The following is a 20,999-nucleotide window of genomic DNA, read 5'->3' on the forward strand; positions in this document are numbered from 1 at the left end:
GCCTCACTCGCTGCGCAGCACCTCCCCGATCGTCAGCCGGGCCGCCCTGCGCGCCGGTACGTAAGCCCCCAGCACCGCGATCAGCAGCCCCGCGAGGGCGAGTCCGGACAGGGCGGGGGCCCGCCAGACGTCCGTCATCCAGGGCGGCAGGGTGATGTCCACCGCGTCCGCCATGCGCGGGATCACCAGCTCGTAGCCGAGCATGCCCAGGGGGATGCCGAGCAGGGAGCCGAGCGCGCCGAGGACTGCCATCGACGTCACCGTCATCGCCGTGACCTGCCGCGGGGTCATGCCGATCGACTTGAGCATGCCCAGGTCGCGCCTGCGGTCGCGGGTGTTGAGGACGACCGTGTTGAAGACGCCGAGGGAGGCGACCGCGGCGAGCATCAGGGTGAGGACGGAGGCCGAGCCGACGATGGTCTGCGTGACGGAGTTGGAGCCCCGCACGTCCGGGGTGATCCCGGCGTCGGCGGCGCGGGCCGCGCGGGCGTAGCCGGCCGCGTCGGCGCCGTCGCGCAGTGCCACGTGGTAGGCGATGGGCCGCTCGGCCGGGGCGAGCGCCGTCAGCGTCGGCCAGTCGGAGAGCACGACCCGGGCGTTGCTCTCCATGAACTCACCCACGACCAGGACCCGTTCGGTACGGCCGCCCTTCTCCAGGCCGACCCGTTCGCCGACCCGTACGCCGTTCTGCCGCAGGAAGGCCGAGCCGGCGACGATCTCGCCGCTCTCGCGCATCCACCGGCCGTCCGTGAGCACGCCGTCCAGTCGGAGCCGGTCGCCCCGACGCCCTTCGAGGGTGACCTGATGGGCCGAGCCGGTCAGCCGTACGTCCACCGACGCCCGTGCGGTGACCTCTCGGGCCCCCGGCAACTCCCGTAGCAGAGCGTCGAGTTCGCGGTCGTCGTGCTGCGGCTCGATCTCCTTGCCGTGCCGGAAGCTGGAGGCGTACACCGTGACCTGGTAGGCGTCGCGGCCCGCGTTCCCGAACCGGTCCATGGTCGTCGCGAGGCCGGTCGCGAACGTCACCGTGGTCACCCCCAGGACCACGGCGGCCAGCGTCAGGACGCTGCGTCCGGGCCGGGCGAACGGCAGCCCCATGCCCAGGCTCACCGAGCGCGGCAGCCTGCTGCCGGCCAGCCGGCGCTGGATGCCCAGGGCACGCCCGACGCGCGGGGCGCTGCCCGCGCTGATCGCCCGCGCCGCCGACATGCCGTGGGCGCGCAGGGCCGGGGCGAGCGCGGCGAGGACGCAGACCGCGGGCATGCCGAGCAGGGTGACGGCGTTCACCCATGCGGCGACGGACACGTCGTCGTGGAGCACTCCCGCGTCCGGCCCCATGAACACGAACTCGAAGAAGGGGCGCGCGAGCACATTGCCGAGAAGTGTGCCGAGCGCACAGCCGACGACCGCGGGCACGGAGATCATCGTGAGGTGGACGGCGACCACCTGCCCCGGCGTGAAGCCGAGCGCCTTGAGCACGCCGATGTGCCGGAACCCGGAGATCACCGCCCCGCTGACGACGTTGGCGACGATGAGCACCGCGACGGCGATCCCGAGGATGCCGAAGGCCATCAGATAGGGCGTGTACGCCCGTGCCGAACTGCTCACCTGGTGCTTGAGGGTGAGATACGTCCGGGAGGCGGTGAGCGCGTCCGCCGGGAGCCGTTCGGTGACCGTGCCGAGCTGGGCGCGCAGCCGGTCCTCGGAGGACGCGTCCGGGAAGCGGAACAGCATCTGGGTGGCGGTCGGTTCCAGGGCGTCGATCTGGCGGGGCGCGACCCAGGCGTCGGCGGTGCGGCTCAGGTCGAAGGCGAACCCGACGACGGTGAGTTCCGGGCCGCCCGACGGCATCGGGAGCCGTTTGCCGAGGTCGTCCGGGGTCCAGTCGGACTGCCGGTTCAGCACGACCTCGCCGGGGCGGGTGGCCCAGCGGCCCGCCCACAGGTCGAGCCGGTCCACGGGGCCGTCGGGGTCGGCGCGGCCGACGACCGTGATCTGGGTGCCGAGGCCGAAGTTCATCGCGCCGTCCGGCAGTTCGACCGTGGCCTGCGCGTAGGGGCCCGCGGCGGCCGCCACGCCGGGCTGCCGGGCGGCCCGGGCGAGCTGCGGCGCGGACACCTTCGCCGGGTCGAACACGGCGGTCACATGCGGGCCGCGCTGCCGGCCGAAGGCCTTGTCGAAGGGGGCGGAGGCCGCGTCGAGCAGACCGAGGGCGACGACCATCGCGGCCGTCGAGGTCAGGGTGACCAGCGCGATGACGAGCGTCTGGAGTCTGCGCCGCCGTACCGCCGCGCGGGCGGCGCGCCACACGGCCCTCATGCGGACGGCTCCAGGGTGTGCTCGCCGGTGACCCGGCCGTCGGCGAACTCGACGAGCCGGCTGGCGCAGCGCCGGGCGAGGTGCTCGTCGTGGGTGACCAGGATCAGGGTCTGGCCGATCTGGTTGAGGTCGAGCAGCAGGTCCATGACCTGTTCCCCGGAGCGGCTGTCCAGGGCGCCGGTCGGCTCGTCGGCCAGCAGCAGGGCCGGACGGTTCATCAACGCCCTCGCCACGGCGACGCGTTGGCGCTCGCCGCCGCTGAGGACGGCGGGGTAGGCGTTGCGCCGGTGCCCGATGCCGAGTTCACCGAAGAGCTCCAGGGCACGGCGGCGGGCCTGCCGGGCCGGGGTGCCGGTCAGCTGGGCGGCCAGCGCCACGTTGTCCAGGGCGGACAGGTCGTCGATCAGGTTGAAGAACTGGAAGATCATGCCGATCCGGCGCCGCCGGTACAGGGCGAGCCCCTTCTCGCTCAGCTCCCCCACGTTCTCCCCGTGCACGACGACCGTGCCGCCCGTGGGCCGGTCCAGGCCGGCGATCATGTTGAGGAGCGTGGACTTGCCGCACCCCGAGGGGCCCATCACCGCGACCGCCTCCCCGGCCCGGATCTCCAGCGACACCCCGGCCAGCGCCGTCGTCTCGCCGTACTCCTTGTGCACGCCGTCGAGCCGTACGACGACCTCTCCACTGCTGTCCTCGACTGTCATGGGCAGGACGCTACGAGGCGGACCCGCGTCCGGGCATCCCACCCGGGATGGCATCCGGCCGGGCGCCTCAACCTCAGGATGCAGGGTCTGCATCTCCCGGCCGATGCACTCGCGGTGATCGTCTGTCAGGGTGAGCGCCATGGGGGACTGGGAGACGAACGCGCCGGTGGTGGGACTCGCGGTGGCGTGCGCGGCCGTACTGGCGCTGTCCGTCGCGCTGCTGCGGACGCGGCGCCGCTGGCGGCAGGCGGTCGGGGAGCGCGGCTGGCTGCTGGAGCGGGAGCGGGAGAGCGCGGCCCGGGCGGCGGTCTCGGCCGAACGCGACCGTATCGCCCGCGAGTTGCACGACATCGTCAGTCACACCGTCAGCCTCATGGTCGTCCAGGCCGGCGCCGCCCGCGAGGTCATGGGCACCATGCCGGACGAGGCGTCGGCGGCACTGCGGGCGGTGGAGGACGCGGGCCGCGGCGCGATGACGGACCTGCGGCATCTGCTGGGGCTGCTGGCCCCGTCGCCGAGCGGCGAGGACGACGACGCCGAGACCGGCGTGGACGACCGTGCGAGCGCCACCGACCTCGCCCCGCAGCCGGGCATGGACCGGCTGGGGCAGCTGGTCGACCGGGTGTCGTTCGCGGGGCTGCCGGTCGAGGTGCGGATCTCCGGCGAACCCCGCCCGCTGCCGCAGGGGATCGACGTGACGGCGTACCGCATCGTGCAGGAGGCCCTGACGAACGCGCTCAGGCACGGCGACGGCGGCAAGGCCGAGGTCACCGTGCGCTACGCGGAGCACGCGCTGCGGGTGGAGGTCCTGAACACCGGTCCGAGCGTGCTGACCGGCGGCGCCCCGCAGGAGCCCCGGCCGGTACCGCGGCACCGGGACGGCACCGGGCGCGGCCTGCTGGGGCTGCGGGAGCGGGTCGCGGTCTACGGCGGTGACCTGGACGCCAGGCGGCGGCTCGGCGGCGGTTACCGCGTCCGGGCGCGCATCCCCCTGGACCGGCCGTGACGGCGCCGGCGGCCGGGCCGTCGCCGCGTGTGCTGGTCGTCGACGACCAGACGCTGATCCGCACCGGCTTCCGGCTGATCCTGACCGCGCGCGGCATCGAGGTGGTCGGCGAGGCCGCGGACGGCGTGGAGGCGGTGTCGCTGGCGCGTGAACTCGGCCCGGACGTGGTGCTGATGGACATCCGCATGCCGAACATGGACGGCCTGGACGCCACCCGCCGAATCCTCCGGCAGGCCCCGGACTGCCGGGTGCTGATGCTCACCACCTTCGACCTGGACCGCTACGTCTACACGGCCCTGTCGATCGGGGCGAGCGGTTTCCTCCTGAAGGACGTCACACCCGAGCACCTGGCGGCGGCCGTACGTCTGGTCAGCACCGGCGACGCCCTGCTGGCCCCCTCCATCACCCGCCGCCTGGTGGAGCGCTTCGCCACGGACCCCGCCACCCACGCGCCCGCCGTCCCCGCCGGCCTGGCGTCCCTCACTCCCCGCGAACGGGAGGTCCTGACCCTGCTCGGCCGGGGCCTGTCCAACACCGAGCTCGCGGCCCGTCTCACCCTGAGCGAGGCCACGGTGAAGTCCCACGTGGCCCGTATCTTCGCCAAGCTGTCGCTGCGGGACCGCGCCCAGGCCGTCGTCCTGGCGTACGAGACGGGGCTGGTCAGGCCGGGTGCGAGCGGCGACCACTAGCATCCTGCCTAGTCACTTTAGGTTTCCGCAGTCGAAGGACGCACCCCATGGCCCGCGCAGGACTCACCGCCGACCGCCTCACCGCGGCCGCCGCGGAGCTCGCCGACGAGGTGGGCTTCGAGAACGTCACCCTGTCCGCGCTGGCCCGGCGTTTCGGCGTGAAGGACGCGAGCCTGTACTCGCACGTCCGCAACCTCCAGGACCTGCGCGTCCGCCTCGCCCTGCTGGCGGGCGGCGAGATGATCGACCGGATCGCCGCGGCCGTGGCGGGACGCGCCGGCAAGGACGCGCTCGCCGCCTTCGCGGACGCCTACCGGGAGTACGCCCTCAAGCACCCGGGCCGGTACGCCGCGACCCAGATCCGCGTCGACCAGTCCCTGGCCGCCGACTCCCCCGCGATGCGCCGCACCGCCGAGATCACCTACGGCATGCTCCGCGCCTACGGCCTCGAGGAGCCCGACCTCACCGACGCCGTCCGTCTGCTGCGCAGCACCTTCCACGGCTACTGCGCCCTGGAGTCCACCGGGGCGTTCGGCGCTCCCCGGGACGTGCGCGAGTCGTGGGACCGCGCGATCGACGCCCTGCACGTGGCTCTCGCCAACTGGCCGCGCGGCGGGCACCACCGGCCGTTGCCCCAGGTGCCACGCTGACCACTTAGACTGGAAGCTTCGCGGAGTTCACACGCCGCCGCCACGGGGGAGGGAGCGCGTCTTGTCCCAACAGCAGCTCGGACGCGGCCCCTTGAGGTCCCGTCGGCCCGATCCCGCACCCCCCTCTCCGGACGCGGACGACCCGCACACCTCGCCCCCGGCACGCTTCGTGGGCTGGCTCGGGGGCCTCGGCGCCGCGGCCGCCGGGTACGGCGTTTTCCAGTTCCTGTTCAGTGTCCTGCCCGACTCCATCGACGGCTCGGCCGCCCGGTATCTCATCTCCGGGGTCAGCGGGCTCGGCACCTTCGTCGCGGCCTGGCTGGCGGCGGGCCTGCTGCGGGCGCGGACGGCTGCCGACTCCGCGCCGGCTCCCGTCGTGGGGCCCGGCGCGATGGCACCGGGCGCGCCCGGCCCGCTCCCGGTCGTGTTCGCCACCGCCTACGACACCCTCGTCGAGCAGGTGACCGTGGTGGAGGACCCGGAGCACGGGCGGCTCACCGGCTGGCCGCACTCCCTCGGCGAGGACACGCCGTCCCGGCCCACTCCCGTCGGCACCGCCTACGGCCTGCACATCATGCTCGACCTCGGCGTGCCCGAGGGACGGCTGAGCACCGGCGAACTGGTCGACACGCTGTGGCGGCTGCGGCTTCCCGACGGCGGCTGGTCGGCGCGCTCGCAGGGCTCCGAGGCGCGGCCGGAGGTCACCGCGCTGGTGCTGGGGGCGCTGGCCCGCGCGGGTGCGTCCCCCGAGCGGCTGGCGGCCGAGGTGGAGCACTGCGCCGACGGGTTCACCCGCCGACTCGACCGCACCGGGCGGGAGTCCACCCATGTCGTGACGACGGTGCTGCGCGGTCTGCTGCGGGCCGCGCCCCGCTCCGAGGTCCTGCCCCTGCTGCGCGAGGCCCTCGCCGACGGCGCGATCAGCGACCCGCGCCGCGACCATCTGCGCTGCTGGGGCTACCGGCTCCAGCCGCCGTACGGCAGGCCGTCCCCGCTGCACACCGCGCAGGCCGTCGTCGCCCTGGACCGGGCCGCCCGGGTGCTGGGCGAGGACGGCGACGCGCGCGCCGAACGCGCCCGCGCCGCTCGTGAGGACGGCATCCGCTGGCTGCTGTCGTGCCCCGACGCGCCGCACGACACCTGCCCGGACCTGGCGAACCTCCACGAGGAGGTGCGCCGGCCGCGCACCGACGACCCCGCCCGCCACGAGGTGCTGAACGTTCGGCACTTCACCGCGTCCTGGCTCGCCCGCGCCCTGCTCACGCCGAGCGCGCTGGAGATAGCCCGCGCGGAGGGGCTGGAGGACGAGCTCCGGGTACGGCTGGAGGGCGCCGTCGCCGCGGTGTGGGCGGGGCAGACGGACGGCATCTGGCTGTGGGCACGGGACGAGGCGACCGAGCGGCGGCGGCCGATGTGGATGACCTATCAAGGTCTTTCGGCGCTGCGCGCGCATGCCGTATGGATGTACCAGCCACAGGGCTGAAGTCGGGTGATTCGAGCGGGCGTTGGAGGATGGGTGCATGGGCGGTCGGCAGGTCCTGGCGGCACGGAGGCTGCTGGCCGGGGCGCTGGACGGTGAACTGCCCGAGCACCGGCTGGTGGCCGCGGCCCGCGCGGTCGTCACCGAACTCGGTTCGCCCGAGAGGCTGTTGGAGCTGGTCGCCGAACTCGCCTCGGGCGAGGGGGATCCGGACGCCCGCGCCCGGCTGTCGTACCGGCATGTCCTCGGCTTCGACAAGCTGTTGCTGATCGACGGCGGCCCGCGTCAGATGCTGCGCGCGCATGTGTGGCATCCGGGGGCGGGCGCGATCGGCAAGGAGGACATCCACAACCACCGTTCCCCGCTGGCGTCCTATGTCGTACGGGGCCGGCTGGCCATGGAGCTGTACGAGGTCGGCGACGGCGGTATCGCGGCCGCCCGCTACGAGGAGTCGCTGGCGGAGCATTCGGCGAGCTGGGTGCTGGAGCCGGCGGGGCCGGCGCGGCTGCGGCTGACGCATCTGGGCCAGTACGCGGCGGGCAGCTCCTACGCCCTGCCCGCGCACACCCTGCACCGGGCCTGGTGCGACACGGACCGGCCGACGGTGACGCTGTTCCTGGAGACGGGCGCCGAACGACGGCCGCACACCGATGTGTTCACGGCGGCGGGCCCGCATCCGGGTGCGGTCGCGAAGGTGCCGTTGGGGACGGCGGAGTATCTGGCGGCGCTGCGGGACCTCGCGGAGCAGCTCAGAACTCTGTGAACGCCTGCCGGACGATGTCGAGGTTGTATTCGTCGATCTCGACGGCCGTCAGCTCGGCGCGGGCGAGCCAGGCGTGGTCCTGGTCGGGCTCGGGCAGGGTGATCTCCCCGGTCAAGGGCCGGACCAGGAAGTTCTCCTGCCAGTTCTTGATCTCGTGCCCTCGGTAGTCGCTGAGGAAGGAGGACTCGCCGACCTTGCGGACGATCTCGCCGAGCAGTCCGGTCTCTTCCTTCAGCTCGCGCAGGGCACCGTCCACGGCGCTCTCACCGGGCTCCAGTTTCCCGCAGGGAACGCCCCACACCCGGGGCAGGAACCGCTCCTTCTCGCTGCGGCGCACCAGGAGCACCCGCTGTCGGTCGTCCATCACGACGGCGGCCGCCAGGCGCCTGTCGCCGGGGATGTCCATGGTCATGGTTCCTCGGTCCCTCGCCGGTGATGAGTCCAAAGGGTGTGATACCCGCGAAAGAGTCAAGGCTAACAGGAACCTACGGCTCGTCGCTGTGAGTCACGTCGCCCCGGCGGCTGAGCGCGTCCACGTCCCCGTACGACGGGGCGGGCCCGCGCGGTGTGCGCCCCTCGCGGATGTCCAGTGCGGTCTGAAGCGCCGCGCCCAACGCCCGCCGGTAGAGCAGCGAGCCGAGGCTGACCCGCCGGACGCCCAGGTCGGCGAGCTGGGGAAGGGTGGGGCCGGTCGGGGTGCAGAGGATGTTGAGGGGGACGTCGAGGTGTTTCACCAGGGCGGCGATCGCGTGGGGTTCGGTGAGTCCGGGCACGAACACGCAGTCGGCGCCGGCCTGTTGATAGGCGTCCAGCCGGGCCCTGGTGTCCGTGTCCCCCTTGCCCAGCCAGTACGTGTCGGTGCGGGCGTTGACGAAGAGGCCGGGTGCGGCCGCCTTGACGGCGGCGATCTTCGCGGCGTGCAGCCCGGGTGAGCCGAGACCGTCCTCCAGGTTGATGCCGACGGCCCCCACGGCCACGAGCTCCCGGGCGAACTCCCCCACCTCGTCCGGGTCCTCGCTGTAGCCGTCCTCGGCGTCCACGGAGAGGAGGTACGGTCCCGAGCCGAGGGTGAGGGCCAGGCGCAGGGTCTCGTCGCGGGTGGCCGACGCCCCGTCGGGCAGGCCGACGGCGGCGGCCACGCCGAGGCTGGTCGTGCCGACCGCGCGGAAGCCCTCGGCGGCGAGCGCGCCGGCCGAGGCGTGGTCCCAGGCGTTGGGGAGCAGCAGAGGCTCGTGGCCTCGGTGGAGTTCGGCGAAGGTGGTCACGACGGTCTCCCTGGGCGTCGGCGGTCCTCGTTCCTGTTCCGACGCTAGGCCCCGGTCACTTCGGTGCCGGCCGAAGCATGCGGGGCGGGCGGGTGAAGGTCGTACTGTTGCGGTGATCATCATCGTGACGAGTACGACTCGGGGGAACGCATGACCATTCATCGACCGGGGCTGCCGGGGGACCTTCCGGCGGCCGAGGTGCTGTGGGCGCGGTGGGCGCTGATCGCCGCCGTCGAGGCGACGACCGAGAGGGAAGAGACGCCGACCGTTCACAGGAGCGGCCACTGGATCGACGAGGACGGTCTGCACTGGGACGACTGCGGCTGCACCTGGTGGGTCATGTCGCGGATGGGCGAGGGCCGGTTCGTGCTCTACGGCGAGGACGAGTCGAGCGGTGTGAAGTGGCACGAGCCGCCGATCGACATGCTGGCCGGCGGCCCCGACTGGCTGCCCTACGAGGAGCTGCGCGACCGGCTCGAAGGCTACGAACTGGGCTGCGTCTACTGGTACGAGAACGGGGCCTGGAGCCGGGCGCCCTACCCCGACAGCCTGGGGGACGACGGCCTGGACTGCGGTCTCAGCGACTTCGTCGACCGTGCCGCCCTGCTGAGGGACCTGGCTTGCCACATCGACGGCACGGTCCCCGGTCCGGGCGCGTCCGACCTCCTGGCCGACGCCGAGGCATACCGGCTGGAGGCGCGGCTGCTGCTGGAGCGGCTCGGCTCCACCGACCCCGACGGCGATCCCCGGGACCTGCCCGCCGTCGCCCGGTCGCTCGACCGCGCGGGTCTCTCGGGGAGCGCCACGGCCATGTGACGCCGTCGCGGCGCCCGGCCGTGCTCAGACGGTGACGCCGACACCCTCGCCGTCCGTCAACCGGGCCCGGACCTCACGGCCGTCGCTCCAGCGGACGAGGATCCCGTCCGCACCGTCCGGCCGCACGGTCACCAGCTCGTCCAGCGGCGTGGGTTCCGGTTCGGCGGTGAGTCGGGCGAGGGCGACGAAGAGGGTGGGGCGGTCGCCTGTGACGCCGGTGAGGCCGGCGTCGAGACCGGCGGCGGGCCGGAGTTCGCCTCGGAGCCCGTCCTGCGCGGCCCAGCCGGTGACCCGCACCGGCGTCCCCGGCCGCGCCCCCGCGACGAGATGGGCCCGCACCTCGACGGCGCCCCGCGCGAGCACCACGCTCGTGACCCGCACGCCGTCGCCCATCGAGTGCCGTGAGGCCGCCCAGCCCTCCCCCACGCCCAGCGGCACGATGTCCGTACGGCTCGGGTCGTCGCCGACGATCACGCTGTTGTCGTGCGCGGGTGCGGGCCGGGTGGCCGTCGAGTAGGCGAGGCGGGTGTAGTGCGGGTCGTAGCGGACGTCCTCGCTGCCGTGGTTGTGGAGGCGGACCAGGCCGTCCGAACTCGTGGACTGCAGAAGCCAGTTGGGGGCGGCGATCGCGGTGACCGCGTCGACGCGCTCGGCGGGGCCGGGCTCCTCCTGCGCCGTCCACACCTCGTGGTCGGCCGGGAGGAGCAGGCCGAGGAAGCCCTTGCTCGCCCAGTAGGGGGACGCCGGGCCCGAATAGCCTTGCAGGACCGTCTCGTCGGGACCGTGCCAGCCGAGGGTCAGCAGGCCGTTCGCGTCCACGGCGCCGCGCTCCAGGAAGTACTTCAGCGCGCCCGAGGCCAGCCGGCGCGTCTCCCCCGGCGGCAGCGGGGTGCGGCCGGTGAGGGCGCCCAGCCACAGCGGGGCGGTGGTCGCGAAGCGGTAGGTCAGGGAGCGGCCCTGGTGCAGCGGGGCGCCGTCGCCGCCGAACAGGCGGGCGTAGTCCGCCAGATGGCGTTCGAGCCGGCCGCCGTACAGGTCGAGAAGGTGTTCGTCGCGGGCGAGCCAGGCGTGCAGCACCGGGTACAGGTGCATGGCCCAGCCGTTGTAGTAGTCGTACTTCCGGCCGTCGCCGTCGGTGTACCAGCCGCCGCCGACGTACCAGTCCTCGATGCGCTCCAGGCCCCGCTCGATCGCCTTGCGGGACGCCTCGGGCTCGTAGCCGGCCTCCTGGAGGAAACCGCCCACCGTCACCGGGAACAACTCCCAGTTGCAGGGCCAGGCTTCGGCGGTCAGCGCGTCCCCGAGCCAGGCCGCCGCGCGCTGCCGCACCCCGTCGTCCAGCCGGTCCCACAGCAGTGGCCGGGTCAGCCGCAGCGCGAGAGCGATCGACGCCGCCTCGACCAGGGGCTGGCCGCGGTCCTCGATGCGGGGCCAGACACCCGCTACGCCGGCGGCGAGCCCGTCGGCGTAGCGCTCCAGCGCCGTCTCGTCCCGGCGGAACGCCGCCGTCAGCAGCGTGCGGGCGTAGCCCTCGAGGCCGTCGGAGAGGCGGCCGGACCAGCTCTCGTGCTCGCCGGGCAGGTGGTAGAGCGCACGGTCCTCGGTGGCGTACGGCTCGACCGCCGCGAGCAGGGAGTCGGCGGCGGCCTCCCAGTGGGCGCGGGTGTAGCCGGTGCGGGGGCTGCGGGTGCGGTCGTCCGGGGGCAGGTGCATCGCTCTCTTTCCGTGCGGCTCGGTCAAGGCCTGGGGCGCCCCGGTTCCGGTCGGGACGCCCCAGGGGTTTCATCCCACCCGCACCTGGCCCTGTGGCACCAGATGCCGGGAGACGAGTTCTTCGCGGACCAGGCTCGCGTACACCGTGGCGCCGTGCACGGAAGTGTGCGTGTTGTCCCGTTTCTCGTCGTAGAGGTACAGCGCCTTGGAGCCCTCGACGCCGAGCGACTCCACCAGCGCCTTGGTCTTCGCCGTGAGGTCGATCAGGGGGACGTCCCGGGCGGCGGCGACCGAGCGGATCACCGCGGGATGGTCCACGCCCAGGCCGTTCACCAGCAGGGCGGTGCCGTTGTTCAGCGTGCCGTCGGAGTTGAACCAGCGGCGGACGATCGGCGTCACGAGCACCGGCTCGCCTCCCTTCTCGCGCACGCCCGCCACGAGTGTCTCCAGATTCGCCCGGTACGTCGCCTCGTCGGTCGTCTTGTCGTTGTGGGCGAGCTGGATCAGCACCAGGTCGCCGCGGCGGATCAGCGGCCGGACGGTGGCCCACAGCCGGGCGTCGGCGAGGTAACTGACCGTGCTCTCACCGGAGTCGGCGTGGTTCGCGACGGACAGACCCTTGCGCAGGTACTGCGGGAGCTGCTGGCCCCAGCCGGAGTACGGGTCGCCGGGCTGGTCGCAGACCGTGGAGTCGCCGACGAGGAAGATCCGGCGTGCGTGGCGGGCCGGGGTGACCTTGATGCCGGCGAGTGCGGGGGCGGCGCCTTCCAGCCGCAGGTCCAGGCCGGGAGTGCCCTCGGCGCCGGTCGGCTCGCCCTCCGGTGTACGGACGTCCACCGTGAAGCTGCGGGCGATGCGCTCACCGGCCGGGACGGACGTCTCGGGGAGCAGGGCCCGGCGCGTCTCGCCCGCGATGCTCGTGCTCGACGCCGCGTCGCCGCCGAGGACGACCTTCACGTCGTAGCTGCCGGGCGGGACGTCGAAGTGGCAGGCGGAGGCGGTGCAGTTGGCGAAGGTCTCGGCGGCCCGGGCCGGTGCCGCAGTCAGCACACTGCCCACGGCGGCCGCCACCAGGACGGCGACACTGAAACGTCTCATACGCGACTCCCCTCACTCGACTTCGACAAGCGCTTTCTAGATCTGGATTGCAGTTCAGAGAACCGCCCAGTCCAAGCTCTGCGCAAGCCCTTTCGCGAAATCGATTCAACTGCCACCCTGCACAACACCCGCACCCCAGACTCCGAAGGAGGCACCCCCCATGTCCGGATCCCACGGAAGATCCGTTCGCCGCCGCACCTTCGTCCTCGGCACCACTGCCGCGGCCGGCACCGCGGCCCTCGCCGGCACGGCACGCGCCGCGACCTTCGGCTGGAGCGACGACGGCTCGAACTACGTCGTCGACACCGGCGCCGACCTGGTCTTCAAGGTCAGCAGGACCAACGGCGACCTGACCTCGCTGATCTACCGCGGCACCGACTACCAGGGCTACGGCGGCATGAACTCGCACATCGAGTCCGGCCTCGGCACCTCCACCGTGTCGATAAAACAGTCCGGCACGACGATCCTGGTCTCCGTCGCCCACGGCACGCTGCGGCACTACTACGCGGCCCGCAGCGGCGAGAACAACATCTACCTCTGGACCGGCAAGGCCGACACGTCCGTCTCGGCGACCCGCTACATCCTGCGCGTGAAGAAGGGCCTGTTCCTCAACGACGAGCCCGACTCCTACACCTACGCGCCCATCACCGTCGAGGCCTCGGACGTGTTCGCGAAGTCCGACGGCCAGACCCGCTCGAAGCACTACTCCGGGCTCCGGGTGATGGACTACGACCACGTCGGCTGGACGGGTGGCGGCGTCGGCCTGTGGATCGTGCGCAGCAACCACGAGAAGGCGTCCGGCGGCCCGTTCTACCGCTCGCTGCTGCGACACCAGAGCGCGGACGGCGGCGGCCTGTACGAGATCCTGTACTACGGCCAGAACCAGACCGAGGCCCAGCGCTTCGGCCTCCAGGGCCCGTACGTCATCGCCTTCACGGACGGCGGGGCGCCCTCCTCCTCCCTGTTCCCGGGCACGCTCACCACCTCGTGGGCGGACTCGCTCGGCATGTCCGGGTACGTGGGCGCGGGCGGGCGGGGCCGGGTGGCCGGCGTCGGGATCTCCGGGCGGAACACGGCGTACCCGTACACGGTCGGGCTCGCCGGCCCGGCCGCCCAGTACTGGGGTTCGGCCCGCGCCTCCGACGGCTGGTTCTCCATCGGGGGCGTGCTGCCGGGGACCTACACGCTCACCGTCTTCAAGGGCGAACTGGCCGTGTACACGGGCTCGGTGACGGTCACGGCCGGTGGCACCACCACTCTCAACACCATCGCGATCCCGTCCTCGAACGACCCCGGCAACGCGAGCGCCATCTGGCGGATCGGCGACTGGAACGGCACGCCGGCCGGCTTCAAGAACGCCGGACTGATGACGTACGCGCACCCGTCCGACGTCCGCGCCGCCCCCTGGACCGGCAACGTGGTCGTCGGCAACGACGAGACGGCGTCCTTCCCCTGCTACCTCTGGAAGGACGTCAACAGCGGGATCCTCGTGTACTTCAAGCTGACGGCGGCCCAGGCGGCGGCCGCGCACACCCTGCGGATCGGGGTGACGACGGCGTACGCCAACGGCCGCCCCCAGGTGACGGTGAACGACACCTGGACGTCCGCGATCCCCTCCCCGCCCACCCAGCCGAGCACCCGGTCGCTGACCAACGGGTCCTACCGGGGCAACAACCACACGTTCACGTACAGCGTGCCGGCGTCCGCCTGGCGGACGGACACCGGCCAGTACAACGTGCTGCGGATCGACGTGGTGAGCGGTTCGGGGACCACGGGCTATCTCAGCGCGGGCACGGCGATCGACGCGATCGACCTGCTCGCCTGACGGCATCTCACGACCCTCGTGTCCACTGCTGGTTGGCGCCGCCGTTGCAGGTGTAGGTGATGATCGCGGCGGAGTTGGCGGTGGACGCGCCGTTCACGTCGAGGCACTCGCCGCTCGCGCGGGAGACGACGGCCACGTAGGAGCCGCTGGTGGTGACCGACCACTGCTGGGCGGTGGACGAGGCGTTGCAGTTCTCCTGCGTCACCGTGCTCGCGTTCTCCTGGACGCACAGGGAGCTGTGCCGGGCCATCAGCTGGTGGTAGCCGCCGCCGACGGACTTGAACCAGTACTTCTGGTTGGTGCCGCCGTTGCAGTCGTACTGCTTGAGCTGGGCGCCCTGCCACTGCGACTGGCTGGTGACGTCGGCGCAGCGGCCGCTGTGCCGGGCGACGAGGGTGTTGTAGGTGGCGCTCGTGCCGCTGATCGCGCCGGTGGCCGTGTCGACGGTGACCTCCGGGGACCAGGACATCGACATCGACGTCGAGGAGGGGAAGGTCAGCGGCAGCCAGACGTAGCGGGAGTCGTTCACGGTGCCGCCGAAGGAGTTGCCCCAGCGGTCGCCGAGGTAGAGGTACGAGGTGGCCGAGGTGCCCTGCACCGGGAGGACGTACGCGGTCTGTGAGCCGTAGGTGGTGGAGTCGCCGACGTTCGTCATCGCGGTCCACGGCCCGGCGATGTTCGTGGCGGTGGCGTACTGCTGCTGGTTGGGGCTCCAGCCGGTGGCGCCCGAGGTCAGCATGAAGTAGACGCCGTTCCGCTTGAACAGGGCGGGGGCCTCGCGGTGGCCGCCGTGCCAGGGGTCGGCGACCAGGGCGGCGATGCCCGTGTAGTCGCTGGTCAGGCGATAGATCTGGAGATCGTAGTTCTCCCGGGCGGCGGAGATCATGTAGCCGGTGCCGTCGGTGTCGACGAACACCGTGATGTCGCGGGACATGTGCTGGCCGAGCGGGCGGAAGCTGCCCTGCCAGGTGTAGTTGCCGTCGACCGTGTCCGATACGGCGACGGCGGCGCGGGCCTCGCTGTAGTCGGTGCCGTTCTCCTTGTGCATCCACATGACGAACTTGCCGGTGGCGGCGTTGTACATGACCTTCGGACGCTCGATGTTGGCGGTGGCCAGCTCGGCGGCGCTCGACTGGGTCAGGACGTGGTTCCTGAACTCCCAGTTCTGCAGGTCGGTGGAGCGGTAGGCGTCCACGTAGCGGAAGGTGTTGTCGGCGTTGCGGTGCTCGCCGAACCAGTAGTAGTAGGCGCCGACCTTGAGGACACCGCCGCCGTGGGCGTGCACCGGGTTGCCCGAGGTGTCGGTGAACTGCGTGCCGGTGGTGACGGTCCGGGGCGCCGCCTGTGCGGGGCCCGGGGTGACCAGGGCGCCGGCCAGGGCCAGGCAGAAGGCGAGCAGAACCGCGTACGCACGTCTCATCTCACTCACTCCTCTTCACGGTCGCGGCGGTCGTGTCCGCCGCGGTGTCCGCCACGGGTATGCCGAAGTCCGGGGTGCCGTCCGGGTGCCAGCCGAGCCGCTGGACGCGGGTGTGGCGGTTGGGGTCGTTCAGGGGGTCGCCGACGATCTCCTTGTACTGGCGGGCGTGGTACACGAGCACGTCGCTGCGGCCGTCCTCGGCGACGGTGAAGCAGTTGTGGCCGGGACCGTACTGCTTCGTGGTCTCGTTGCCGGTGAAGACCGGGGCCGGGGACTTGGACCAGCTGCCCGGGTCCATGAGGTTGCGGTCGGCGTCGGCGGTGAGCATGCCGACGCAGTAGTGGTGGTCGGTGGCGGAGGCCGAGTAGGTCAGGAAGATGCGGCCGTTGCGCTTCAGGGCGTAGGGACCCTCGTTGACCTTGTAGCCGACGCACTCCCAGTCGTACTCCGGTGTGGACAGCCGGATCTGAGGTCCCGTCAGTGTCCAGGGGTTCGCCATGGCGGAGAGGAACAGGCCGGTGTTGTTGTCCATGCCCGGCTCGTGCTGCGCCCAGCACAGGTAGCGGGTGCCGCGGTGGGTGAAGGTCGTGGCGTCGAGGGAGAAGGTCTCCCAGGCCGTCCTGACCTGCCCCTTCTCCACCCAGGTGCCTTTGAAGGGGTCGGGGTGGGAGTTCTCCAGGACCCAGATGCGGATGCGCCACACGTCCTCGGCGGGCGCGGCGGCGAAGTAGACGTACCACTTGCCGCCGATGCGGTGCAGCTCCGGCGCCCAGATGTGCGCGGCCATGTCGCCGGTGGGGTGGGCCCGCCAGATGACCGACTCGGCCGCCGTGGACAGGCCGTTGAGGGTGCGGGCGCGGCGCAGGACGATCCGGTCGTACTCCGGGGCGGTGGCCGTGAAGTAGTAACGGCCGTCCGTGTGGCGGTGGATGTGGGGGTCGGCGCGCTGCCGGACGAGAGGGTTCTCGTAGGGCGCCGGCCCGGGCGCGGAGTGGGCGACGCCGGGGACGGCCGTCAGGGCGCCGGCGGCCGCGGCACCCTTCAACAGCAGTCTGCGGCTGGGGACTTGGGGCAGGTCGTGTTCGCGGCTCATACGGACTGCCTCTCGGGGGCACATGGGGGAATCGTTCGAAATCGCGGACGCGATCTGTCATTACGAACGCCGAAAAGGTAAGGGTGTGCCACCGGGAGGTCAACGGGTTCGACGGGACGGGAGAGAGCGCTTTCCCCTGGGGTCGAGTCCCACTCGACTACCGTCGTCCGTATGAACAGCACCATCGCCCTCGCCGAAGCCCTCGCCGCCGGGACCGTCGTGCTCGACGGCGGGATGTCCAACCAGCTCGAGTCCGCCGGGCACGACCTGAGCGACGAGCTGTGGTCGGCGCGGCTGCTCGCGGAGGTGCCGGAGGCGATCACCGAGGCGCATCTCGCCTACTTCGAGGCGGGCGCGGACGTGGCGATCACCGCCGGCTACCAGGCCACGTTCGAGGGGTTCGCCAAGCGCGGCATCGGGCGTGAGCGGGCCGCCGAACTGATCGCGCTCGGCGTGGAGTTGGCCCGCGAAGCGGTAGCGCGGGCACGGGCCGAGGGCATCGCGCGGCCGCTGTGGGTGGCGGCGTCGGTGGGGCCGTACGGGGCGATGCTCGCCGACGGCTCCGAGTACCGGGGCAGGTACGGGCTGAGCGTGGCGGAGCTGGAGCGCTTCCACCGGCCGCGTCTGGAGGTGCTGGCCGGGGCGCGGCCCGATGTGCTGGCCCTGGAGACGGTCCCCGACACCGACGAGGCCGAGGCGCTGCTGCGGGCGGTGCGCGGGCTCGGGGTCCCGGCCTGGCTGTCGTACTCCGTGGCCGGTGACCGCACCCGTGCCGGGCAGCCGCTGGAGGAGGCGTTCGCACTCGCCGCCGGCGTCGACGAGGTGATCGCGGTCGGCGTGAACTGCTGTGCGCCCGAGGACGTCGAGGGGGCGGTGGAGACCGCCGTCCGGGTCACGGGCAAGCCCGTCGTCGTCTACCCCAACAGCGGCGAGGCCTGGAACGCCGCGGCGCGTGCCTGGGACGGCCGGTCCACCTTCACGGCGGAGGAGGTCCAGGGGTGGCGGGCGTCCGGCGCACGGCTGATCGGCGGCTGCTGCCGGGTGGGCCCCGAGGTGATCGGCTCGATCGCACGGACGCTGGGGGCCACGGCGTAGCTCCCCGTGCCGACGGTCGGCCACCCCCGGAAGAGCGCCCGGTGGCCCTCAGTGCCGGCGTACCGCGCCGGGCAACCGCAGTCGTCGTACGACCGACCGCATCTCGGTGCCGCGCGCGGGCACGCCGTCGGCCAGGTCCGTCGTGACGGCGGGCTCGCGGGGCTGGGCGGCGGCCCACAGGGCGAGCTCGGGGTCGCGCGGACCGTGGGCGGTGTGGGTGTCGCCGTCGCCGAAGATCCGTACCGGATGCGTGTCGTCCCACGCCTGCCACCCGGGGTCGCCGTCCGCCGCGAACCGCACCCAGGCCCGGTGCATCTCGTGGGCCAGCTCCTGCGGAGCCCCCTCGCCGGCCAGCTTGCGGGACTCGGGGACCTCCCCGGTGTCGAAGACGAAGCCGAGCTCCAGCGCATGACAGGCACCGAGTTCGGGGAGGCTGGAGGGCCAGGCGAACTCGTACACGTACGACGATCCGGGGCGGGCGTCGGCCAGGCGGTGCAGGGGGAGGCGCAGCAGGTGGTCGGTGACCATCTGGCCGACGATCTCGGCGGTGCCGGCCTTCGGGTGCAGGGCGCGGTAGCCGCGGGGCACATCGGCGCCGACGCGGCAGCGGGCCATGGCGCCGGCCAGGGCGACCGCGCCGAGCCGGTCGACGCGCTCCAGGAGCCCGCCGGGCACCAGCCACAGCCGGTACTCGTCCCGGGTCCAGCCCAGCATCAGCTCCACGCCGGCCGCGACATCGCCCTCGGTGAGGGCCACCAGCGGATCACGGGGCACGAGGTCGCCGTCGACGACGATGCCGAAGGCGGGCCCGCCCACCACGGGGCTGCTGAGCCGGCCCACCTCGGCCTGGGTGCGCAGCAGCAGCTCGGGGTCGACCTCGGCGAAGGCCGCGGCGGTGGCGGGGATCTTCAGCCGGGTCGCCATCCGGCGCACCATGCGCCGCACCTTGTCCCGCTCGGCCGCCTCCGGCGGGCCGCTCTGGAGGATCGCCCGCCGGACCAGGCCCTGGGCCTGCGGGGCGGCGAGCAGCGCGCCGATGCTGATGGCACCGGCGGACTGGCCGAACAGGGTGACGCGGTCCGGGTCGCCGCCGAAGGCCGCTATGGAGGCATGGACCCAGTTCAGGGCGGCGAGCTGGTCGCGCAGGCCCGGGTTGGCGGGGGCGTCCGGGAAGTAGCCGTAACCCTCGACGCCGAGCCGGTAGTTGACCGAGACGAGGACGACGCCGTCCCGGGCGAAGGGGCGCCCGTCGTACACGGGCACGCCGGAGGAGCCGCGGGTCAGGGCGCCGCCGTGCAGCCACACCATGACCGGGAGGCGGGCGGCGGGGCCCGGCTCGGGCGTCCAGACGTTCAGGTTGAGACAGTCGTCGCCGGGCACGACCGGGTCGGACAGGTACTGCGCGAACGCCTCCGAGTACGGCGGCTTCGGCGGGGTCGGCCCGAAGGCCACGGCCTCGCGCACACCGTCCCAGGGCTCGGGCGGCACCGGCGGCCGGAACCGGAGCGGGCCGAAGGGGGGCGCCGCGTAGGGGATGCCCCGGAACACCGCGACACCGTTCTCGTACCGGCCCCGCACCGAACCGTAGGGCGTGCTCACCACGGGGTCTGCCTGGACTGCCGTCATACGTCCACCAGCCTCCTCACCGCGCTCGTGCACCGTGAAGATCAGAGCAACTCATTGTGGCCCGGTATTCCGGCGCACGGGCGGCTGAGTGGGCTGTTCGGCGTACCCGTGCCCGGCGTGCATCGGGTGCGACCCCGTGACCCCCGCGAACTCCGGGCTCTTCCGGACTCGGCGCGGCGAACCTAGGGTAGGAAGCGCTTACTGTTTCGCGCTGGTCGAAACTTTTCATGGCCCTCGGGCGGGCCGGAGAGGTGGTTCCCGATGGTCCGTACGGGCGGTGCGAGCGTGGCTGCCGGGCCGACCCTCGCGGTGGTGGCCCGCGAGGCCGGGGTGTCCGTACCGACCGCCTCCAAGGTGGTCAACGGCCGTGAGGACGTGGCCCCGGAGACGCGCCGCCGGGTCACCGAGGCGCTGGACCGGCTCGGCTATGTCCGCAGACCGCGCTTCGACGCGGCGAAGACACCGGGCCTGGTCGACCTCGTCGTGCACTCGCTGGACAACTCGTGGTCGGGGGCGGTGCTGCACGGGGTGGAGGCGGCGGCCCACGACGCGGGTCTGGAGGTGGTGGTCTCGGCGGGGCTGACCCGGACGCGGGGCGCGCGGCCGGAGCGGGGCTGGCTGGACAAGCTCACCGCGCGGGGCTCCTCCGGGGTGCTGTTCAACCTGGCCGAGCTGACGCCGTCGCAGTACGCGTGGCTGGAGCAGCACCGCATCCCGTTCGTGATGATCGACCCGGTCCTTGAGCCGCCGTCCGGTGTGGTGTCGGTGGGCGCGGCGAACTGGCACGGCGGGGTGACGGCCGCCGAGCACCTCCTGGCGCTCGGCCACGAACGCATCGCCGTCATCGCCGGTCACCAGCGCAAGATGTGCAGCGCGGCCCGGGTGGCCGGCTACCGCTCGGCGCTCGCCTCGGCCGGGGTGCGGCACCGCCCCGAGTACGTCAGGCACGCCGGCTTCGACGAGGGCGTCGCGCACCTGCGGACGCTGGAGCTCCTCGACCTGCCCGAACCGCCGACGGCCGTCTTCGTCTGCTCGGACCGGATGGCCCTCGGAGTCTACGAGGCGCTGGCGGAACGGAGGTTGAGCGTGCCGGACGACATGAGCGTGGTCGGCTTCGACGATCTGCCGGAGGCGCGCTGGATCTCCCCCGCCCTGACCACCGTCCGCCAGCCGCTGTCGGAGATGGCGGCGACCGCGCTGCGGCTGCTGGTGCGGATGATGGACGGGGACCGGCCGGAGAGCACGCGGACGGAGTTGTCGACGCGACTGGTGCGGCGGTCGAGCACGGCCGCACCACGGGACGCGACGCCGCGCTGAGACCTTCGGCCACATCCCCCCGGCGGTCGCGGCGGCACCCACGCACCCGGTCTCGTGATCGTTGGCCCGACAGGGTGGTCGATGCGCCGTTCGGCACGTGTGCCCTGGTGGCGGCGATGA

The 20,999-nt window shown here is 72.8% G+C and carries 18 protein-coding genes; 9 read left to right on the forward strand and 9 right to left on the reverse strand.

Annotation, left to right across the window (positions count from 1 at the left end):
* Nucleotides 1-3: 3 nt before the first annotated feature.
* Together CP983_RS09415 and CP983_RS09420 are read right to left on the reverse strand one after the other, a co-directional pair.
* On the reverse strand, nt 4-2,319 hold the full coding sequence (locus tag CP983_RS09415; RefSeq protein ID WP_150499266.1) for an ABC transporter permease: 2,316 nt from the start codon (nt 2,317-2,319) through the stop codon (nt 4-6).
* Nucleotides 2,316-3,023 carry an ABC transporter ATP-binding protein gene (locus CP983_RS09420; protein ID WP_125525496.1) on the reverse strand — a complete coding sequence of 236 codons (708 nt, stop codon included), beginning with the start codon at nt 3,021-3,023 and terminating at the stop codon, nt 2,316-2,318. The genes CP983_RS09415 and CP983_RS09420 overlap by 4 nt, the downstream gene beginning before the upstream one ends.
* A gap of 139 nt (nt 3,024-3,162) precedes the next feature.
* Here CP983_RS09420 and CP983_RS09425 point away from each other — a divergent pair, with 139 nt between their 5' ends.
* From CP983_RS09425 to CP983_RS09445, 5 genes are all read left to right on the forward strand, one after another.
* Complete coding sequence (locus CP983_RS09425) at nt 3,163-4,029, forward strand: sensor histidine kinase (protein ID WP_150499267.1); 867 nt, start codon at nt 3,163-3,165, stop codon at nt 4,027-4,029.
* On the forward strand, nt 4,026-4,718 hold the full coding sequence (locus CP983_RS09430) for a response regulator (protein WP_150499268.1): 693 nt from the start codon (nt 4,026-4,028) through the stop codon (nt 4,716-4,718). Before CP983_RS09425 ends, CP983_RS09430 begins: the two co-directional genes overlap by 4 nt.
* A gap of 47 nt (nt 4,719-4,765) precedes the next feature.
* A complete protein-coding gene (locus CP983_RS09435) occupies nt 4,766-5,368 on the forward strand; it encodes a TetR/AcrR family transcriptional regulator (RefSeq protein ID WP_150499269.1) in 603 nt (200 codons plus the stop codon).
* 61 nt (nt 5,369-5,429) lie between these two features.
* Entirely contained in the window at nt 5,430-6,851 is a 1,422-nt protein-coding gene (locus CP983_RS09440) for a prenyltransferase/squalene oxidase repeat-containing protein (protein WP_150499270.1), read from the forward strand.
* A 37-nt stretch (nt 6,852-6,888) separates the two neighbouring features.
* Nucleotides 6,889-7,611 carry a hypothetical protein gene (locus tag CP983_RS09445; protein ID WP_107907788.1) on the forward strand — a complete coding sequence of 241 codons (723 nt, stop codon included), beginning with the start codon at nt 6,889-6,891 and terminating at the stop codon, nt 7,609-7,611.
* On the opposite strand, the gene CP983_RS09450 is transcribed toward CP983_RS09445, so the two are convergent.
* Together CP983_RS09450 and CP983_RS09455 are read right to left on the reverse strand one after the other, a co-directional pair.
* Complete coding sequence (locus CP983_RS09450; RefSeq protein ID WP_107907787.1) at nt 7,598-8,023, reverse strand: NUDIX hydrolase; 426 nt, start codon at nt 8,021-8,023, stop codon at nt 7,598-7,600. The two genes, CP983_RS09445 and CP983_RS09450, sit on opposite strands and share 14 nt — an antisense overlap.
* A gap of 73 nt (nt 8,024-8,096) precedes the next feature.
* Complete coding sequence (locus CP983_RS09455) at nt 8,097-8,876, reverse strand: isocitrate lyase/PEP mutase family protein (protein ID WP_229914673.1); 780 nt, start codon at nt 8,874-8,876, stop codon at nt 8,097-8,099.
* A 150-nt stretch (nt 8,877-9,026) separates the two neighbouring features.
* Here CP983_RS09455 and CP983_RS09460 point away from each other — a divergent pair, with 150 nt between their 5' ends.
* Entirely contained in the window at nt 9,027-9,692 is a 666-nt protein-coding gene (locus tag CP983_RS09460) for a hypothetical protein (protein ID WP_150499272.1), read from the forward strand.
* A 24-nt stretch (nt 9,693-9,716) separates the two neighbouring features.
* Here CP983_RS09460 and CP983_RS09465 read toward each other — a convergent pair whose 3' ends face one another.
* Together CP983_RS09465 and CP983_RS09470 are read right to left on the reverse strand one after the other, a co-directional pair.
* On the reverse strand, nt 9,717-11,405 hold the full coding sequence (locus CP983_RS09465) for a DUF2264 domain-containing protein (RefSeq protein WP_150499273.1): 1,689 nt from the start codon (nt 11,403-11,405) through the stop codon (nt 9,717-9,719).
* Between the two features lie 69 nt (nt 11,406-11,474).
* Nucleotides 11,475-12,503: a rhamnogalacturonan acetylesterase gene (locus CP983_RS09470; protein ID WP_150499274.1), complete on the reverse strand. Its 1,029-nt coding sequence runs from the start codon at nt 12,501-12,503 to the stop codon at nt 11,475-11,477.
* A 160-nt stretch (nt 12,504-12,663) separates the two neighbouring features.
* Here CP983_RS09470 and CP983_RS09475 point away from each other — a divergent pair, with 160 nt between their 5' ends.
* Nucleotides 12,664-14,328, forward strand: coding sequence for a rhamnogalacturonan lyase B N-terminal domain-containing protein (locus CP983_RS09475; protein WP_150499275.1), 1,665 nt, complete (start codon nt 12,664-12,666; stop codon nt 14,326-14,328).
* Nucleotides 14,329-14,335: 7 nt separating this feature from the next.
* On the opposite strand, the gene CP983_RS09480 is transcribed toward CP983_RS09475, so the two are convergent.
* The gene (locus CP983_RS09480) at nt 14,336-15,748 is read right to left on the reverse strand and encodes an RICIN domain-containing protein (protein WP_150499276.1); all 1,413 of its coding nucleotides are present in this window, start codon (nt 15,746-15,748) and stop codon (nt 14,336-14,338) included.
* A gap of 1 nt (nt 15,749) precedes the next feature.
* Nucleotides 15,750-16,841, reverse strand: coding sequence for a glycoside hydrolase family 43 protein (locus CP983_RS09485; RefSeq protein ID WP_150499277.1), 1,092 nt, complete (start codon nt 16,839-16,841; stop codon nt 15,750-15,752).
* Nucleotides 16,842-17,012: 171 nt separating this feature from the next.
* Between CP983_RS09485 and mmuM the strand changes: the two genes are divergently transcribed.
* Nucleotides 17,013-17,936: a homocysteine S-methyltransferase gene (gene mmuM, locus CP983_RS09490; RefSeq protein ID WP_150499278.1), complete on the forward strand. Its 924-nt coding sequence runs from the start codon at nt 17,013-17,015 to the stop codon at nt 17,934-17,936.
* 48 nt (nt 17,937-17,984) lie between these two features.
* Here mmuM and CP983_RS09495 read toward each other — a convergent pair whose 3' ends face one another.
* Entirely contained in the window at nt 17,985-19,562 is a 1,578-nt protein-coding gene (locus tag CP983_RS09495) for a carboxylesterase/lipase family protein (protein ID WP_189748517.1), read from the reverse strand.
* Nucleotides 19,563-19,823: 261 nt separating this feature from the next.
* On the opposite strand from CP983_RS09495, the gene CP983_RS09500 reads away from it, so the two are divergent.
* Complete coding sequence (locus CP983_RS09500) at nt 19,824-20,879, forward strand: LacI family DNA-binding transcriptional regulator (protein ID WP_150499279.1); 1,056 nt, start codon at nt 19,824-19,826, stop codon at nt 20,877-20,879.
* The last annotated feature ends 120 nt before the right edge of the window (nt 20,880-20,999 follow it).

The organism is Streptomyces chartreusis (assembly GCF_008704715.1).
Lineage (GTDB): Bacteria > Actinomycetota > Actinomycetes > Streptomycetales > Streptomycetaceae > Streptomyces > Streptomyces chartreusis.

Coding starts and splice junctions, on each gene's coding strand:
- CP983_RS09420 (WP_125525496.1), bottom strand. CDS start 3,023: ATGACAGTCGAGGACAGCAGTGGAGAGGTCGTCGTACGGCTCGACGGC.
- CP983_RS09470 (WP_150499274.1), bottom strand. CDS start 12,503: ATGAGACGTTTCAGTGTCGCCGTCCTGGTGGCGGCCGCCGTGGGCAGT.
- mmuM (WP_150499278.1), top strand. CDS start 17,013: ATGAACAGCACCATCGCCCTCGCCGAAGCCCTCGCCGCCGGGACCGTC.
- CP983_RS09425 (WP_150499267.1), top strand. CDS start 3,163: ATGGGGGACTGGGAGACGAACGCGCCGGTGGTGGGACTCGCGGTGGCG.
- CP983_RS09445 (WP_107907788.1), top strand. CDS start 6,889: ATGGGCGGTCGGCAGGTCCTGGCGGCACGGAGGCTGCTGGCCGGGGCG.
- CP983_RS09465 (WP_150499273.1), bottom strand. CDS start 11,405: ATGCACCTGCCCCCGGACGACCGCACCCGCAGCCCCCGCACCGGCTAC.
- CP983_RS09485 (WP_150499277.1), bottom strand. CDS start 16,841: ATGAGCCGCGAACACGACCTGCCCCAAGTCCCCAGCCGCAGACTGCTG.
- CP983_RS09450 (WP_107907787.1), bottom strand. CDS start 8,023: ATGACCATGGACATCCCCGGCGACAGGCGCCTGGCGGCCGCCGTCGTG.
- CP983_RS09480 (WP_150499276.1), bottom strand. CDS start 15,748: ATGAGACGTGCGTACGCGGTTCTGCTCGCCTTCTGCCTGGCCCTGGCC.
- CP983_RS09415 (WP_150499266.1), bottom strand. CDS start 2,319: ATGAGGGCCGTGTGGCGCGCCGCCCGCGCGGCGGTACGGCGGCGCAGA.
- CP983_RS09475 (WP_150499275.1), top strand. CDS start 12,664: ATGTCCGGATCCCACGGAAGATCCGTTCGCCGCCGCACCTTCGTCCTC.
- CP983_RS09435 (WP_150499269.1), top strand. CDS start 4,766: ATGGCCCGCGCAGGACTCACCGCCGACCGCCTCACCGCGGCCGCCGCG.
- CP983_RS09495 (WP_189748517.1), bottom strand. CDS start 19,562: ATGACGGCAGTCCAGGCAGACCCCGTGGTGAGCACGCCCTACGGTTCG.
- CP983_RS09460 (WP_150499272.1), top strand. CDS start 9,027: ATGACCATTCATCGACCGGGGCTGCCGGGGGACCTTCCGGCGGCCGAG.
- CP983_RS09500 (WP_150499279.1), top strand. CDS start 19,824: ATGGTCCGTACGGGCGGTGCGAGCGTGGCTGCCGGGCCGACCCTCGCG.